16 protein-coding genes, 1 tRNA gene and 1 other RNA gene are annotated in these 15,530 nt (G+C 61.5%); 7 read left to right on the top strand and 11 right to left on the bottom strand.

Going from position 1 to position 15,530, the window contains the following annotated elements; translation table 11 throughout:
- Positions 1–105: 105 nt before the first annotated feature.
- Both ACX80B_RS00495 and ACX80B_RS00490 read right to left on the bottom strand, forming a co-directional pair.
- Complete coding sequence (locus ACX80B_RS00495) at positions 106–1,947, bottom strand: chitobiase/beta-hexosaminidase C-terminal domain-containing protein (RefSeq protein WP_459291942.1); 1,842 nt, start codon at positions 1,945–1,947, stop codon at positions 106–108.
- A gap of 278 nt (positions 1,948–2,225) precedes the next feature.
- Positions 2,226–3,383 (bottom strand): sulfotransferase family 2 domain-containing protein, encoded by a 1,158-nt coding sequence (locus ACX80B_RS00490; RefSeq protein WP_459291940.1) that lies wholly within the window; start codon positions 3,381–3,383, stop codon positions 2,226–2,228.
- A gap of 89 nt (positions 3,384–3,472) precedes the next feature.
- Between ACX80B_RS00490 and ACX80B_RS00485 the strand changes: the two genes are divergently transcribed.
- Entirely contained in the window at positions 3,473–3,688 is a 216-nt protein-coding gene (locus ACX80B_RS00485; protein WP_459291938.1) for a dodecin, read from the top strand.
- A 99-nt stretch (positions 3,689–3,787) separates the two neighbouring features.
- Here ACX80B_RS00485 and epsC read toward each other — a convergent pair whose 3' ends face one another.
- From epsC to msrA, 3 genes are all read right to left on the bottom strand, one after another.
- Positions 3,788–4,375, bottom strand: a complete 588-nt coding sequence (epsC, locus tag ACX80B_RS00480; RefSeq protein WP_459291936.1) for a serine O-acetyltransferase EpsC — start codon at positions 4,373–4,375, stop codon at positions 3,788–3,790.
- A 23-nt stretch (positions 4,376–4,398) separates the two neighbouring features.
- Positions 4,399–5,334: a cysteine synthase A gene (gene cysK / locus ACX80B_RS00475; RefSeq protein WP_459292825.1), complete on the bottom strand. Its 936-nt coding sequence runs from the start codon at positions 5,332–5,334 to the stop codon at positions 4,399–4,401.
- 105 nt (positions 5,335–5,439) lie between these two features.
- Entirely contained in the window at positions 5,440–5,964 is a 525-nt protein-coding gene (msrA, locus tag ACX80B_RS00470) for a peptide-methionine (S)-S-oxide reductase MsrA (RefSeq protein WP_459292823.1), read from the bottom strand.
- Between the two features lie 76 nt (positions 5,965–6,040).
- Between msrA and ACX80B_RS00465 the strand changes: the two genes are divergently transcribed.
- The 4 genes from ACX80B_RS00465 to ACX80B_RS00450 all read left to right on the top strand — a co-directional run bounded on the left by ACX80B_RS00465 (position 6,041) and on the right by ACX80B_RS00450 (position 9,873).
- Positions 6,041–6,985 (top strand): Nif3-like dinuclear metal center hexameric protein, encoded by a 945-nt coding sequence (locus ACX80B_RS00465; protein WP_459291934.1) that lies wholly within the window; start codon positions 6,041–6,043, stop codon positions 6,983–6,985.
- 149 nt (positions 6,986–7,134) lie between these two features.
- Positions 7,135–7,878: a zinc ribbon domain-containing protein gene (locus ACX80B_RS00460; RefSeq protein ID WP_459291932.1), complete on the top strand. Its 744-nt coding sequence runs from the start codon at positions 7,135–7,137 to the stop codon at positions 7,876–7,878.
- 3 nt (positions 7,879–7,881) lie between these two features.
- A complete protein-coding gene (locus tag ACX80B_RS00455; RefSeq protein ID WP_459291930.1) occupies positions 7,882–9,012 on the top strand; it encodes a reverse transcriptase-like protein in 1,131 nt (376 codons plus the stop codon).
- Between the two features lie 15 nt (positions 9,013–9,027).
- Complete coding sequence (locus ACX80B_RS00450; protein WP_459291928.1) at positions 9,028–9,873, top strand: DUF1206 domain-containing protein; 846 nt, start codon at positions 9,028–9,030, stop codon at positions 9,871–9,873.
- Positions 9,874–9,923: 50 nt separating this feature from the next.
- On the opposite strand, the gene ACX80B_RS00445 is transcribed toward ACX80B_RS00450, so the two are convergent.
- Positions 9,924–10,688: a YaaA family protein gene (locus ACX80B_RS00445; RefSeq protein WP_459291926.1), complete on the bottom strand. Its 765-nt coding sequence runs from the start codon at positions 10,686–10,688 to the stop codon at positions 9,924–9,926.
- 195 nt (positions 10,689–10,883) lie between these two features.
- Here ACX80B_RS00445 and rnpB point away from each other — a divergent pair.
- Positions 10,884–11,283, top strand: an RNA gene (gene rnpB, locus ACX80B_RS00440) — RNase P RNA component class A.
- Between the two features lie 49 nt (positions 11,284–11,332).
- Here rnpB and ACX80B_RS00435 read toward each other — a convergent pair.
- Positions 11,333–12,673 carry a DUF2254 domain-containing protein gene (locus ACX80B_RS00435; RefSeq protein WP_459291924.1) on the bottom strand — a complete coding sequence of 447 codons (1,341 nt, stop codon included), beginning with the start codon at positions 12,671–12,673 and terminating at the stop codon, positions 11,333–11,335.
- Between the two features lie 75 nt (positions 12,674–12,748).
- Between ACX80B_RS00435 and ACX80B_RS00430 the strand changes: the two genes are divergently transcribed.
- On the top strand, positions 12,749–12,931 hold the full coding sequence (locus tag ACX80B_RS00430; RefSeq protein WP_459291922.1) for a hypothetical protein: 183 nt from the start codon (positions 12,749–12,751) through the stop codon (positions 12,929–12,931).
- Between the two features lie 11 nt (positions 12,932–12,942).
- Here the strand turns inward: ACX80B_RS00430 and def are convergent, their stop codons facing one another.
- From def to orn, 4 genes are all read right to left on the bottom strand, one after another.
- On the bottom strand, positions 12,943–13,515 hold the full coding sequence (gene def, locus ACX80B_RS00425; protein WP_459291920.1) for a peptide deformylase: 573 nt from the start codon (positions 13,513–13,515) through the stop codon (positions 12,943–12,945).
- Between the two features lie 11 nt (positions 13,516–13,526).
- Entirely contained in the window at positions 13,527–14,684 is a 1,158-nt protein-coding gene (locus ACX80B_RS00420) for an acyl-CoA dehydrogenase family protein (RefSeq protein ID WP_459291918.1), read from the bottom strand.
- A 133-nt stretch (positions 14,685–14,817) separates the two neighbouring features.
- Positions 14,818–14,893, bottom strand: a tRNA-His gene (locus ACX80B_RS00415).
- Positions 14,894–14,910: 17 nt separating this feature from the next.
- A complete protein-coding gene (gene orn, locus ACX80B_RS00410; protein WP_459291916.1) occupies positions 14,911–15,528 on the bottom strand; it encodes an oligoribonuclease in 618 nt (205 codons plus the stop codon).
- Positions 15,529–15,530 lie beyond the last annotated feature (2 nt).

Genomic DNA, 15,530 nt, shown 5'->3' with positions numbered 1-15,530 from the left:
CCTTTGAGGGCTAGCACTGTCAGAGCGAGGACAGGCTGGACGCACGTGTGGTCCGCACCGGGCTTGGTTCTGCTTGGTGCGGACCACACTCTGCGAGTGGTTTGCTTACTTGTCGCCGGCCTCGACGTTGCCGTCAATTTCCGTTTGCGGTGCCTCTTCGGCCGGTTCTCCCTCAGCTAGCCGCTGCAGGAAGACAGCCATGGCATCCCGGTTTATCGGCGTGTATGGCCGGTACTCTTTGGATTCTCCTACAGTCCAGCCGGTCGTGATTTCCTGCTCATACAGCCAGGAGACCTCGTCGTAGAACTTATTATCGTCGTCGTAGTCCGCAAAGTATGACTCAGCCGGGCCCTCGAATTCTCCTGTGGGGCCGTCGAATCGATCGCCTTCCAAAGCGGCGAAACGGTACACGAAGGCAGCCATCGCGTCTCGATTGATCGGCTCAAAGGGGCGGTATTCGGCCGTGTTTTCAGTTTCATCGACGGTCCAGCCGTTGGAGATGTCATTCGCCTCCAGCCAAGTGACTTCCTTGTAGAACTGGTTGTTCGAGTCGTAATCGACAAAGGGCGAAACCTCTGGCGCGTCGAACTCGGGCTCGCCGGCCAGCCGGTACATGAAGGCAGCCATCGCATCCCTACTGATGGGGGTGTACGGCTTGAAGACACCGTCTTTTTTGTAACCGTTGGTGATGCCAGCTTCGACAGCCCACTGAATCGCCTCGTAGTACATGGTGCCGGGCTTCTCATCGGTTCCTTCGAAGACATCGGTGAAGTCGAGGGTATAGGTTGCGCTTTGAGTCACTGATGCGTTCCCGGCGCCATCAACAGCGAAGTACTTAAGCTCGAACCAACCTTCGATGGCAATCGGAGTTTCGTAGAGGGTGCTTTCCTCCGTCGGCGCAGAGCCATCAATGGTGTAGTAAATCTTCGCGTCCTCGTTGGCCGAAAGCTCGATGTCGGATCCATAGAGGTGCTTCCCCGCCTCCAATGAAACAGAGACTTCAGGGGCGACTACGTCGGCCGGCGCGATAACGTCCGTGGGATCGCTGATCACTGTGGTGGTGTTGTAGCCGTCCTTGGTGCCCGTGACACTAACGGTCATGACAGCACCCTCGTCTTCGGCGACCGTTTCATAGGTGGACGATGTAGCACCAACGATGGAGGTATCGCCCCGGAACCACTGGTACGAAAGTTCGACCGGCTCCGGGCCCCATACACCTGCATCGGCAGTTAACGTTTCGCCGACATAAAGCGGTCCGCTGACCGTAGGCGTTGGCGTTGCGCTCAGGTCCGCCGCCTCGACCTGGAATTCAACTGCGTCACTCCATGCTGATACGCCCGCGGCGTTCTCAGCTGCAATCGAGAGCGTGTATGTTCCCTCTTCGAGCAGGGTGGTCAATTCACATGAATCGCAATTGACCGTTTCCGTCGCAAACGAAGAAACCTCAGCGCCCTCGGCGTTCCGGATGCTGCCAACGTACTTCACAACTGGAGAACCGTTGGGCTCCGGCGCGTCCCACGATGCGGAGATCTGGGAGATGATAGCCGAGCTGACCTCGACCGTGGCGGGCGCGTCCGGTGCTACTGCATAGGTGAATGTCTCGGAAGCGCCTTCGCCGACATTGTTAAGAGTGTCGGACAAGGGCGCGAGGGCTACTTCCCACTCGCCAAGAGGCTGCTGGCCATACGCGCTGACCGGAATTTCGATTGTAGCCTCGTACGTGGCATCCGTCTTATCGCCTGGGTCTCCGACAGCGGAAGTCGTCGCCGGACCATATAGGTTTCCGGCGGCGTTGAAGATGGTGACCTCAGGCAGATCCTTCAATCCTGTTTCGTCGGTGATTACCAGTTCGGCGGTGACGATGGCGCCCTCTTCACCATCAACGATGTTCGGCGTGACGGTGAACGACTCAAGGACCGGTGCTTCGAGGTCCACGTCATTTGCCATGGCGGGCGCCATGGAAATGGATGTGAATCCGAAGAGCATTACCGTGCAGAGTGCGACCTTTTTAGGCCTGAAAAATGAATTGCTCAAAATGAGCTACCCCTTTGTTAGTGCGACGTGATACGCCAAAAACTTCCCCGACGTACGGGTGACCCCCGTGGTCCCCCCAGTCTCATGTTTATCATGAGTCACACTCAGTTGCTGCAAGCCACAGAATTTTGCCGCGGCTAATTCCAGCTGAGGAGCCGGTTCCGTTGTATTTTTCGGTGCGTCTGCTGGTGCTAACGGCCTCGCCGGGAGGCGGCGCGCATGCGTCGCTGGACGGAGTCGGGAACTACGCGGCGGAGCAGCGATGACTGGCTCAGATTGCGTACAGACTTACGTGCCAACGCACGGTCCCGCAGACGACGCGCGATGGTCGCACAACGGGCCAGCGTCATGCCCGACGGCGAAGGCGCAGCCGGAGCCGGGGGAGCCCCTTTAGCGGTCTGGGAACTATCAGTGGCGGCTATCGTCGTCTGGCTCAGTTTACGGCGTGCCACCCGTAGTTCGCGGCGCAGCCGCTGGGCTTCAGTCCGCAGATCGCCGATGCGCTCATTGGCCACGGTGTGGAAGGCTGCATGGTCGATGGCATCGGTCGACCAGCCGTTGGGCGCAAGTTTGAGCTTGTCGATGTTCCAGCGGTCTCCGAAGGCCGTGAAGTCGTCGGCGTAGGCGTCCTCGATAATTTCCCGCACTCCGGATTCGAGCACCTCTGCCGTCATGCGCAGCGGGGTATCATTCGCCTTCAGTATGTACAGCTCCTGATCCAGCCCCAGCTTTCCCAGATGGGCGTGAATATCGCTGAAGAGGGTGGGCAGTTCCGGCAGACTATAGATCTGTGTGTAATTGATGCCGTCCGGTTTGATGGCGTGGACCTGCGGCCGGAAGTGAGCATCTTTGTCCAGACCCGGCACATCGTCCCACGGACGCGCACGCACGAAGGCCCGCCAATCATCGAGGACTTGACCGCTGCTCTGCGGGACACGCGGCAACCACGGTTGATCCGAGTACCGATCCATGAACTTCACATTCCGGAGCAGCAGTTTCGATTCCCACGCCGACCAGAGACGGCTATAAGGATCACGAACGACGGCGAAGATGAACCAGCCGTTGTCCTGTGAGATCTGTGCCAGTTCGGCCGGCGGCAGATCGGTGAGCCGAGGCGTTTTCTTCCACCGTTGCCGGCCATCATGGATGCCCATGAGCCTCGTCTGCTCTCCGCCGATCCCCGCGTAGAATGGTTCGAAATCCTCGCCGGCCAGGTCCGCTATCATCCACCGGAGGGTGGTGCTGGCGGCCTTGGTGGTGTCGATGTAGACGAGCTTGTGCTCGGGCAAGACGAAGGAGTTCGCTGGGGCGCTGATTCCGTTCAAGAGCGGTGTCGGGGTGCTGGTCACGATTATGGTTCCTAGCTAGTGTCGAAATGTCTCTTTGCACAGTAGCGTAAGACGTGTCATGGCAAATCCGTCGAATGCAGGAGGAAGCAATGAGCGAGAACACTTACAGGGTTATAGAAATCGTCGGAACTTCGACGGCCGGTTCCGACGAAGCTATCGCCAATGGCGTGGACCGGGCCAACAAGACGATGGAGAATCTCGACTGGTTCGAAGTGATTGAGGTCCGCGGCCATATCGAGAATGGATCCATCCAGCACTACCAGGCACACCTCAAAGTAGGCTTCAGGCTCAACGAACCCGCCTAGAAACCACTCCGGGCTTAAACATGTTGGCCCCGGGACGAAAGAAAACGTCCCGGGGCCATCCCCCTCATGGCAACTGCCGCTGCCTTCGAGCACAACGAACTAGATATACATTGCAGGATCGATGTATTCAGCCGGATCAACCTGTGGCTGTTTTTCCCGTTCCGAGACGCGCGGACGGGCCTTGGCCGGAATGCCGGTGATGATGGAATCCGCCGGTGCATCCTTGACGACGACGGCATTGGCGCCTACCGCGCTGTCCGCACCGATCACGACGGGTCCGAGTACCTTGGCTCCGGCACCGATCACGACGCGGTCGCCGATGGTCGGGTGGCGCTTCACGCGGGCGAGCGACCTCCCACCGAGCGTGACGCCCTGATAAATCATGACATCCTCGCCGATTTCGGCGGTTTCCCCAATGACGACGCCCATACCGTGATCAATGAAGAAACCGCGGCCGATAGTCGCACCGGGATGAATCTCAATTCCAGTGATCCACCGCGCGGCCTGGCCGATCAGCCGGGCAGGAAAACGCAGTGCCGGGTTCGTCCACATGCGGTGTGTCAGCCGGTGAATCCAAATGGCATGCAGTCCTGAGTACGCGAGCAGGTTCTCCGCGTCGCCGCGGGAGGCAGGATCGTGCGCCCGGGCTGAAGCCAGGTCATCGCGGAGACGCGAGATGAAAGTCATGTATTCCTTCGGTTGCTTCGGCTTTAGCCGCGGATGTCGTCGTACAGCAGAGTGGAGATGTAGCGCTCTCCAAAGTCAGGCACGACGGCGACAATGAGCTTACCGGCATTCTCCGGCCGCTTCGCCAGCTCCAGGGCGGCCCAAACAGCAGCTCCGGAGGAAATCCCGCCGAGGATGCCCTCCTTCGTGCCCAACGCCCGTGCGGTGGCAACGGAATCCTCGACGGTGGCGTCGAGGACCTCGTCGTAAACATCTGTGTCCAGAATATCCGGGACGAAGTTCGCACCAAGGCCTTGAATCTTATGCGGACCGGGAGCGCCGCCGTTAAGGATGGCAGAATCCTTCGGCTCGACGGCGACAATCTGCACGCCGGGCTTACGCTCCTTCAGGAGCCGGCCCGCACCGGTGATGGTGCCGCCGGTGCCGATCCCGGAGACGAGGATATCGACCGCGCCGTCGGTGTCTGCCCAGATTTCTTCGCCGGTGGTGTTCCGGTGCACGTCCACATTGGCCTGGTTGGCAAACTGCTTGGCCCAGATCGAGTTCTCGGTGTTGGCGACTATATCCTGCGCCTTGTCGACCGCCCCGCGCATACCTTCAGAACCCGGTGTCAGCACGATCTCGGCACCAAAAGCCCGCAGCATGACCCGGCGTTCGGTCGACATGGTTTCCGGCATCGTGAGGATGACCTTGTAACCGCGGGCGGCGCCCACCATGGCCAGGGCAATGCCGGTGTTGCCCGACGTGCCCTCGACGATCGTTCCGCCCGGCTTGAGCGCGCCCGCCTTCTCCGCGGCGTCGACTATGGCGACACCGATCCGGTCCTTGACCGAATTTGCCGGATTATAGAATTCCAGCTTGACCGCGACCTGGGCGTCCAGTCCTTCGGTCAGCCGGTTGAGCCGCACCAGGGGAGTGCCGCCCACAATCTCGGTGACGTCGTCGTAAATCCTTGCCATGGAGATGCCTGCCTCAAAAAGTAGTGTCAAAAAGCAAAAGTGAAAACCGCCGGCCACGAGATATTGGCCGGACCTTTCAGCCTAGCCAGCGGGATGGTGCGGTGGCTATGCGACCAGCCATTCTTTGTAATGTTTACGTGCCTTGGCCAATTTGGGGCTGATTATGACCTGGCAGTAGCCGACTTCGGGGCGCTGCCCGTAGAAATCGTTATGGATTTCCTCGGCCGGATAAAACCGCGGCACCGGCGACAGTTCGGTGACAATCGGGCTCTTCCAGTTTTCCTGGTTCCGCTCGATCGCTTCCTGGAACAGCACCTTTTGATCGTCGTCGGCATAGAACATGACCGAACGATACTGGGTACCGACGTCGTAGCCCTGGCGGTTGAGAGTGGTTGGATCATGGGCCGTGAAGAACATATCGAGGATCACCTCGGGCGGGATGGTTTCCTCATCGAAGGTCACTGCCACCACCTCGGCATGGCCGCTCGTCCCCGAACAAACGGTTTCGTACGACGGCGCGCGGTCATGGCCGCCGGAGTAACCGGAAATCACCTCCGTCACGCCACGGGTCTTCTGATAGATCGCATCGAGGCACCAAAAACAGCCTCCTCCTAGTACAAAAGTCTGCATGCCCTTAACAATGCGCCACAGGCCCGGAAGATTCCCTTTGCGTGCACCGGCGGTTTCATAAGGTAAAACTGGACTCATGGATACACCAGCATCGCAACCCGGTGGACCCTCCAGCGCCGGCGGCTCCAGTGTCCCGTCCGGTTCAAGTCAGGGGACCGACGACGACGTCCGCACCGCCTCCGGGCCAACGCTGGGAGAGGTGTTGCTGGCCGCGGAAGAACTCTGGCCCGAATCCCTCGCCGAGGATTGGGACGCCGTCGGACTGGTGGTCGGACGCAGTGAAAAGACCGTGGCGAAGATCCTGCTGGCGGTTGATCCGACGTCGGCCGTTCTTGACGAGGCGCTGGAATGGGGTGCGGATCTGCTCATTACGCACCATCCGCTGCTGCTGAAGCCGGTGAACTCGGTTGCCGGATTCACTTTCAAGGGCGACGTCGTGCACCGCCTTATCGAGCGGGGCTGCGGCCTGCTCACCATCCATACCAACGGGGACAGCGCGATCGGCGGCGTTTCGGACGTACTGGCGGACGCGCTGGGGCTGCTGGATGTGCAGCCATTGAAGCAGGCGTCGGCCGGACTGGATGAGGAAGGCATCGGCCGCTGCGGCGATCTGGCGGAGGTGACCAGCCTGGGTGACTTCGCCGCCAAGGTTTTCAGCATCCTCCCCGCAGTGGCCGGGGGAGTAAAGGTGGCGGGTGATCCTGACGGTCTGGTGCGCAGGGTGGCCGTCTGCGGGGGAGCGGGGGACGCCCTATTCGACGAAGTCCGCGCCTCCGGTGCGGACCTCTATGTAACCGCGGATTTGCGGCACCATCCGGCCTCGGAAGCGCGCGAAGCGGCTGCCAATGGTCGGCCATACCTCATAGACGTGTCCCACTTTGGCAGCGAATGGCTGTGGTTGACCCCTGCTGCGGAGGCGCTGGACAACGTGCTGCAGGACCTGGGCTACAAAATCGACATCCGGGTCAGCAGCATCAATACCGATCCGTGGGACTTTATCCTGACGCCTGGAACGGATTGAGCGGCTCCGGCCGGGATCGGTCCGGGCAGGCCGCCTCGCAGATTGCTTCGGGCAGGTGCCCAGCGCGCAGGCTGAATTCACCGGCCGGTCTGGACTACCCTAATACAGACCGGGCCAACGGCGCCTGGTAAACGTTTGGAGGATTTTCGGTGGCAAAAGCGGCAGTAGCGGACCAATTGAAATTGCTGGACTTGCAGGCACTGGACACCAAACTGGCTCAGCTTGCACACCGCGCACGGACGGTGGCCGCCAACCCGGAGATCGCCGACGCCGAGAACCGGTCCTCGGCTTCAGGCCGCGAACTCGTCGAGATTGATACGGCGATTGACGACACCCGGCGCGAACTGACCCGGTCGGAAAACGATGTCGAGGTTGTCGCGACGCGCATCGAGCGGGACCAGAAACGCCTCGACAGCGGCTCCGGTACTTCCAAGGATTTGACCGCCCTGCAGAGCGAATTGGCCTCACTGGCCAAGCGCCGCTCAGACCTGGAAGACGTCGAGCTCGAGGTGATGGAGCGGATGGAAGCGCTCAATGTCCGCCGCGCGGAGCATCAGGAAGCGGCTGAAGCCCTCACCGCCACTCTGGCTACCTTGTCCGAAAAGCGCGATGCGGAGCTGGCGGCGATCAAAGCTGAGGAAGAGACGGTCTGGAGGGAGCGCGGGGAAATGGCTGCCGGAATCGATGCGGCCCTCGTAGCCAGCTACGACAAGATCCGCGCAAACCACAATGGCGTCGGCGCGGGCGCCCTGCACCAGAAGCGTTGCGAAGCCTGCCGGATGGAGCTCAACCCCCGTGACCTGGCCGATATTGCCAAGCGCGCGGAGGACGACGTGGTCCGCTGCGAGGAATGCGGCAGAATCCTTGTCCGCACTCCGGAATCGGGGTTATAGAGGATGACACTCTTTGGCGAAGCAGAAAAGTCCGGCAATAACGACGACGGCGGTTCCGGCCGCCGTTTGATTGTGGAGACCGACGGCGGCTCCCGTGGCAATCCCGGACATGCCGGCTATGGTGCTCTCGTCCGTGATCCTGACACCGGAAAAGTGCTGGCCGAAAAGGCTGAGTACCTGGGCAAGGTATCCAATAATGTGGCTGAGTATTCCGGGCTGGTGGCCGGACTGGAGCTCGCATTGCAGCAAGACCCGGACGCGTTGATTCACGTCAAGATGGACTCAAAACTCGTCGTCGAACAGATGAGCGGCCGCTGGAAAATCAAGCACGCTGATATGCGGGCGTTGGCCACCAAGGCGCGCAGCGTCGTCGACCCCAGGCGGGTGACATACGAGTGGATTCCCCGGGAAGTCAACACGGACGCGGACCGGCTTTCCAATGAGGCCATGGATGCCGGTGAGGCGGGCGTCGAGTGGAAGTCATCGGGGACGCTCATGGCCGGCGGACCGGAGCCGGTGGAAGAGCCCGCCGGCGTCGAACCGGAGCCAGCGGAGACGCCGTCGGAAGCGCCAGCCGAAACCACTCCCGAGGAAGAGCCGGAGCTTGGGCCGGCGCCAATAACCACGCCGATGCCAATTATCGTCGACCGTGATCCTGAACCGTTCTACGAGCAACCGGACCCGCTCGTCGAAGAGTTTGCCCAACCGGCGGAACCGGCCGCTCCTGCCTTACCGAGCGGACGGCTTCACCATATTGAACTCTGGGTGGAGGACTTCGCCGAAGCCCGCACCTCGCTGGGTTGGATCTTTGAGCGACTCGGCTACCAGCGGAAAAACGAGTGGGAGTCGGGGGCCAGTTGGCAGGGCGCCGTCGGCTACATCGTGCTCGAGTCCGGCCCCGACGTCACGCCCGGACGGCATGAACGCAAGCGGCCGGGTATGAATCATCTGGCATTTTGGGCAGGACCGCCGTCGTTGGTCGATGCCATCGTCCGCGACGCGCCCGAATACGGCTGGAAGCTCATGTACGAGGACCAACACCCCTATGCCGGCGGCAGCGGACACTACGCCGCCTATCTGGAAAACGAGGGCGGTTTTGAAGTGGAGTTGGTCGCAACGCCCGACAGCGCGTAGACGGTGTCCTCCGTCGTGAAGTCCTTTAAACGCGGCGCCGGAAAATTCCGGGACGACATAGGACCTGTCGTCGATGCTGCCGAAGAATTCTCGAACACCAAGACATTGGACGTCATCGCGAGATTTGGCTACGCGATAACTGGTCTGTTGCATTTGCTGATCGGAGTGGTGGCACTACAGCTGGCGATGGGCGGCACTGGCCAGGCGGATACCGCCGGCGCCATTGAGACCCTTGCACAGGAAACCCCTGGGCGCATTGCGGTGTGGGCCGGCTTCATCGGTTGCATGGGCCTTGCCCTGTGGCAGCTCAGCGAGGCAACCCTGCGGGCAAGACGCCTCGAGCCCGGCGAACGGGCGGCGAAAATGTCGACGTCTGGTTCTTTGGCTGTAGCGTACGCGGTTTTGGCCCTGTCCTTTGCCAACTTCGCCGTAGGCCCCGGGTCGGACTCCAGCCGAAACACCCGTCATTTCAGCGCTACCGTGCTCAACGCTCCCTTCGGTGTGGCCCTGTTGATCGGCGTCGGGGTGGTGGTCGCGGTTATCGGCATCTACTTCGTGATTAAGGGACTGACACGCAAATTCCGGACAGAACTACATTTTGCCGACTCAAATCGTGGGGTTGTCATCGACGGCATCGGTGTAGTCGGGCACGTTGCCAAGGGTATCGCGCTGGTATTGGTCGGGGTTTTGTTTTGCGTCGCTGCGATTCAGCAGGACCGGGTGCAGGAGACTGGCTTGGATGGAAGCCTGAAGTTGCTGCTGGAGCAACCGCTGGGGCCCTACCTGCTGGGTATCATCGCCGTTGGTTTCATCTGCCACGGCTGCTTCGGGATCATCCGCTCCAGATATGGGTTGATGTAACTTCGGCAGGAATGGCGGCGGACCGCTCAGCCGGGCAGCACAATATTGAGTCAGCCGGGAAGCACAATATTGAGCTGATGCGCCTTGCGTCCCTTTGCCTCGACCAGTTCGGCATTCCACTTCTCCCTGGCCGCCTTGAGGAGTTTTGCCGCCGTCGAAGGTGCGGCGCCGCGGCGGGTCAGCAGGTGCCGGGCAAGTTCCCCGCGGGTGTGCTTGGCAAAGTGCGAAACCACCGTACGCCGGCCATCCCGCTCCTGGAACACGTTGACGGCCACGGACTGCCCCGCCGGAGGAGCCCATGCCGCCGAGTAGCTGCTCGACCGGCAGTCCACCACCAGTTCATCGGCTGCGCGGTCATCGAGCGGAGAGGCGAGCTGCTTCTTCCAGTACGTTGACAGCTTTCCGGTGCCGGGCAGAGAAACATTCATGGACAGCCGGTAGGCCGGAACACTGTCGCCAAAACCGATGGCGCCCCACAGGCCGGAGATGACGACGACGGCGGCATCGGCCTTGCGCTTCTGCCCGGCGGTCATGCTCTTGTAGCCGAGCGCGTCGTAGAGCACCCCGGTGTAGATCTTGTGGGCGGGCGCTGCCGGTTCTGTCTCCAGCGAGGTGTTCCGGCGCACGTCGTCAACCAGCGAAGCGCCGACACCCAGAACGTGCATGGCATCGTCGCGGGAACTGACGTGGGCCAGCGTTTGCAAAACCTCTTTACGCGCCGCATTCAGCTCCGGAAAACTCAGCTGGTCGAGCTCAAACGGCTCTCCTTTGGTGGCGGCGGTCTTACCTTCGGACGGTGGGAGCAAAATCAGCACCCATCGATCCTACCGGGATCTGGGGGGCCGCCTTCCTGCGCACCCTTTGCCCAGCGGCGGGACGGGAACGGAGGTCAGCGGCGAGAACGGTGCTGGTCACCCCCGTCCTCGCCGGTCACCCCGTCGTCGCGGCTCACCACCGTCCTCGGAGCTGTGCGCCGTCGTCGTTGTTGAGCATCTAGACTGGTGTATGGATGGGTTGGCCAGGCGGCCGCGTTGACCCGGGATGGATTCGTCCTTACCCGGTGCACCGAGGAACGTCCGGGCTCCATAGAGCGCAGGTGGTGGGTAACGCCCACTCGGGGTAACCCGCAGGCCAGTGCCACAGAAAATAAACCGCCGTCCTGCCATTGTGCGGGGCTGGTAAGGGTGAAAAGGCGGTGTAAGAGACCACCAGCGCTCCGGGTGACTGGAGCGGCTAGGTAAACCCCACCCGGAGCAAGGCCAGACAGGGCACGTTTGAGGGCTGCTCGCCCGAGTGTCCGGGTAGGCTGCTGGAGGGCATCGGCAACGGTGTCCGTAGATAGATGGCCGCCCCACCGTTGCGGGTAACCGCGGTGGTGGACAGAACCCGGCGTACCGGCCAACCCATCCCTCGACCGGCGCTGATAGTCCTGGTTGGCGGGACCGGCAGGTACGGCGCCTTACGCTTGCGCCGCTCCGGAACCGGATGGGTCGCGGTTGTCCAGCTGTGCCTGGCGAATGAGCCCACCGACGTCTTCGGCGCGGTTCAATACACGATCCAGGTCATAAGGTGGCGGATCAGTGGCACGGAAAGCGTCTGTCATCAGCGTGATCTGGTTCAGGAGGGCGGCAGCTGTTTCGGCGGGTATCGGTTTCCGGCCAACCCGCCCGGCCAGAACCAGGCTTGCGAGCAGGACGGAAGGATGACTGAGCGCGTACGAACGCACGGCGTCGAACACGAAATCAATGAGCTCAATGGGACTGGTTTGCCGCGCAATCACCCGCAGGACTCCGTCGTCGTCCACCCGTCCGTTTCCCGGGTCCGGCCGCTCACAGAACGGAACAAGCCCGACGGCGATTTCCTGCAGGGCGTTGTGCGCCGTGAATGGATCATTCATGCTGGGCGATAGTGCCCTGACGGCCATTTCCGTCAGCTGTTGTACCGCATAACCGACGTCTTGTTCGGGGGCCCGGTCGTTTCCCAATGTGATGCAATGCCGGACATCTTCCAAAATGGTGTCGTCCGGCTTGTCCTGCCACACATGTGCCATCGGTTCTTCGGCAATCATGTGCTCCCCGGGCATCACCAGAAGTTCGACGACGAGCCGGTTCCTGGTGGAGAGTCCCAAAAGGTTTTCGCGATCGATTGTCTGAACGAATCCGGTGCCCTTGGAGAAGACCGTCCGGCAGGGCCCGGACGGGCCGGCAGCATCCTGGACAGAATTGGACGGTGCCTGTCGCGGCCGCACGCGGTTTACGACCGCAACCAGTTCCACCCGGACCCGGTTGGAAAGCGTTGCCACTTGGATGGAGTCGGCAATGTGATGGATGAAGTAGACCAGCACGGCAACATCGACGATGGCAAAGAACACCGCGAGGTTCACGGATATGTCAGGAACAAAGCCCCCGCCGGGAGCGTCGACCGAGCGGATAGTCCGCAACACCATAAGTGCATAGAGGAATGTTGCGCCGAAGATACCTAAGACAAACTGGTTCCGGCGGTCGATCATGAAATTCCGCACCAGCCGGGGACCGTAGGTGGCGCTTGCGGTCGCGAGCACCATGATGGTGACGGAGAACGATGTTGCGGCCACAGCCAGCATGGATCCGCCAATGGCTCCGAGGATGTCCCGGCCGCCGCTGGCGCCGACCTGGAACAGCAGGACGTCGAGAACGCCGGCGGCATTCTGGTCAACCAGCCGGTCCACCCAGACCATAAGCTGGGCAAAGACGAGCGCCGCCAGACAGAGTATTGCCGGGAGGAACCAGAAGGAGTCCCGGACGCGTCTGAACCAGGTCATGTCCCCACCCTACCGGGGTAAGAATGCGCCTCCGGGAACCTGTTATGGACGGGTATTTTGTGCCATGATGCCGTCATGGAAGAAACTGCTGAATACCAACAGGCGGAAGCGAATCTCAAGGAAGCCGACAGGCAGCTCAAGAAGGCCGAGAAGGATCACAAAGCGGGCGACATTGACGATGAGCGCCTGGCGGAGCTGACCCGGCTTCGGGAGATTGCCGCCGAGGACGTGCAACGGCTCACCGGGCACTGGTACTGACCGGCGCAGCGTCAGTGGCCGAACGGGTCGGGATCGACGCCTGGCATCCAGATCAGTCCCGGCACGCCCCAGCCATGTTCTTTTGTTGACCGCTTCGCTTTCCTGGCGTAGCGGTCATTGAGCCGGTCCACATACAACCGGCCGTCCAGGTGGTCGTATTCGTGCTGCATGCAGCGGGCAAACCAGCCGGTCGCCTCAAACTCCACCGGGTTGCCTTCCGCGTCGAAGCCGCTGATCATGGCCCAGTCGGCACGCTTGAGCGGAAAGCTCTCGCCCGGCACCGACAGACAGCCCTCGGACTCTTCGTCCGGGTCCGGGACGGTTCCGGGTACCTTCGACGTCGTCAGTGTCGGGTTGACCAGCACGCCACGGTCCGGAGCGTCGTCGTCGTTGTTCATCCCGTAGACAAAAATCCGCAGCCCGACGCCGATCTGCGGGGCTGCAAGTCCCACACCATAGGCCGCATCCATCGTCTCGAACATGTCCGCCACGAGCCGGCGGAGGTTCTCGTCGAAGTCTTTGACCTCGGCCGCCCGGCGGTGCAGTACAGGCTCGCCGGTAATAACGATCGGATGGACGGTCATCAGTTGGTTCCTTACTTACCCGCGATGTTGCGGCCGACGACGTCGCGCATGATTTCGCTGGTGCCACCGAAGATACTGAGCAGCCGGACCGCCAGGAAGGCCTGCGCGATCGGGTATTCGAGCATGTAGCCGTAGCCGCCGTGCAATTGCAGGCACCGGTCGGTGATGGATTTCACACGTTCGGAGGCAAACAATTTCACGCTGGCGGCGCTGGCGGTGTCGAGTTGTCCTTCATTGAACGCGCGGATGGCATTGTCCACGTAGGATTCCGTTGCCTCGACCTCGGCCAGCACATCTGCGAGCACGAAGCGGGTGTTCTGGAAGTCGATCACTCGCTCACCGAACGCGTTGCGCTCCTTGGTGTAGGCGACGGCGGTGGAATAGGCCTGGCGGGCGACGGCGGAGGAGGCCACCGCGATGGCGAGCCGCCCCTGGGGGAGCTGCTCGGCGGCGTAGCGGAGACCTTGGCCCTGCTCGCCGATCAGGTTTTCCGCCGGGACCCGGACCTTGTCGAAGAACAACTCGGTGGTGTCGGAGGCGCGCAGGCCCATCTTGTCCAGCTGCCGGCCGGGTGTGTAGCCCTCGCCTTTGTCCACCATAAAGAGGCTGAAGCTGTCCGAGGAGCCGCGGCCGGAACCGCCGTCGGTCCGTGCCAGCACCAGCGACGCATCACCGCTGATCCCGTTGCCGATGAACGTCTTCTGGCCGCTGATCAGCCAGTCACCGCCGTCCTGCACGGCTTTGGTCCGCACGCCGCGCAGGTCACTGCCCGCACCCGGTTCCGTCATGGCGATGGAAGTGACGCGTTCACCGGAGACCATGTCCGGCAGCCAGCGCTGCTTCTGCTCGTCGGTGCCGTAGGCCAGGATGTGGGGGAGCACCATGTCATCGTGCAGGTGGAAGGCGAGACCGACGGCGAGGTGGTTGGCTTTGGCGAATTCCTCATCCAGCACGGCACGGAAGCGGTAGTCCGGCATTTCCGCTCCGCCGAATTCCTCTGGAACCGCGAGCCCCAGCAGTCCCTGTTCGCCGGCCGCGGTCCAGACCTTGCGGTCCATCATGTGGTCGCGGTCCCACTGCTCGTAGTCCGGTGCGACCTCACGGACGTTGAATTCACGGGCTACTTCGCGGAAGAGTTCGTGGTCTTCCTCGTACAGGTTGCGTTTCATCGTTGCTGCCTCTCCGCCGTCGTCTCGAAGCTAACTTCATTGTTGCCGTGCATAAACTGCTGCTCATACAAAAGGCCGCCCCGGATTCCTCCGGTGCGGCCTCTGCCGAGGCTTCAGGCGCTCGAAGCCTCCATGGGGTGAGTAACGGGGCTTGAACCCGCGACCTCCTGGACCACAACCAGGCGCTCTGCCAACTGAGCTATACCCACCATGCGACCCTACGACTTTATTCTGCTTCGGCTCCGGACACAAACCGAGCCGCAATTTTCCTCGCTTTGGCGCTGTCGGGTCCAGGAGACGGCACAAAAACAGCCTGCCGGTAGTACTTCAGTTCGTTAATCGAGTCCTTGATGTCACCCAGGGCACGGTGGTTGCCGGTTTTGGCGGGCGACTGGAAGTAGGCGCGCTGGAACCAACGCCGGGATAGCTCCTTGATGGTGGAGACGTCAATGATCCGGTAATGCAGATGCTCGACGACGGCGGGCATGTCACGGGCCAGGAACATCCGGTCCGTGCCGACCGAGTTGCCCGCGAGCTGGGCCTTGCGCGGTTCGGGAACCCACGCCGTGATGTAGTCCAGCACCTGTTGCTCCGCTTCGGCCATGGTGATGCCGTCCGGCAGTGCATCGAGAAGTTTGGAGTCGGTATGCATCTGGCGGACGAAATCGCCCATCTGCTCCACCGCCGCGGGTTCCGGTTTGATCACGACGTCGACGCCGTCGCCGAGGACGTTCAGCTCGGAATCGGTGACCAACACCGCAACTTCAATCAGCGCATCCTTGAGCAGATCGAGCCCGGTCATTTCACAGTCGATCCATACGATGTGTTCATTAGTGATAGGCACCT

It is taken from the genome of Arthrobacter monumenti (genome assembly GCF_054511255.1).
The sequence above is the reverse complement of the archived record's forward strand: the minus strand, read 5'-3'. Positions and strand labels throughout refer to the sequence as shown.

Excerpts from the sequence above, each read along its gene's own strand:
- ACX80B_RS00495 (WP_459291942.1), bottom strand. The coding sequence starts at position 1,947 with ATGGCAAATGACGTGGACCTCGAAGCACCGGTCCTTGAGTCGTTCACC.
- ACX80B_RS00485 (WP_459291938.1), top strand. The coding sequence starts at position 3,473 with ATGAGCGAGAACACTTACAGGGTTATAGAAATCGTCGGAACTTCGACG.
- epsC (WP_459291936.1), bottom strand. The coding sequence starts at position 4,375 with ATGACTTTCATCTCGCGTCTCCGCGATGACCTGGCTTCAGCCCGGGCG.
- cysK (WP_459292825.1), bottom strand. The coding sequence starts at position 5,334 with ATGGCAAGGATTTACGACGACGTCACCGAGATTGTGGGCGGCACTCCC.
- msrA (WP_459292823.1), bottom strand. The coding sequence starts at position 5,964 with ATGCAGACTTTTGTACTAGGAGGAGGCTGTTTTTGGTGCCTCGATGCG.
- ACX80B_RS00465 (WP_459291934.1), top strand. The coding sequence starts at position 6,041 with ATGGATACACCAGCATCGCAACCCGGTGGACCCTCCAGCGCCGGCGGC.
- ACX80B_RS00455 (WP_459291930.1), top strand. The coding sequence starts at position 7,882 with ATGACACTCTTTGGCGAAGCAGAAAAGTCCGGCAATAACGACGACGGC.
- ACX80B_RS00435 (WP_459291924.1), bottom strand. The coding sequence starts at position 12,673 with ATGACCTGGTTCAGACGCGTCCGGGACTCCTTCTGGTTCCTCCCGGCA.
- ACX80B_RS00430 (WP_459291922.1), top strand. The coding sequence starts at position 12,749 with ATGGAAGAAACTGCTGAATACCAACAGGCGGAAGCGAATCTCAAGGAA.
- def (WP_459291920.1), bottom strand. The coding sequence starts at position 13,515 with ATGACCGTCCATCCGATCGTTATTACCGGCGAGCCTGTACTGCACCGC.
- ACX80B_RS00420 (WP_459291918.1), bottom strand. The coding sequence starts at position 14,684 with ATGAAACGCAACCTGTACGAGGAAGACCACGAACTCTTCCGCGAAGTA.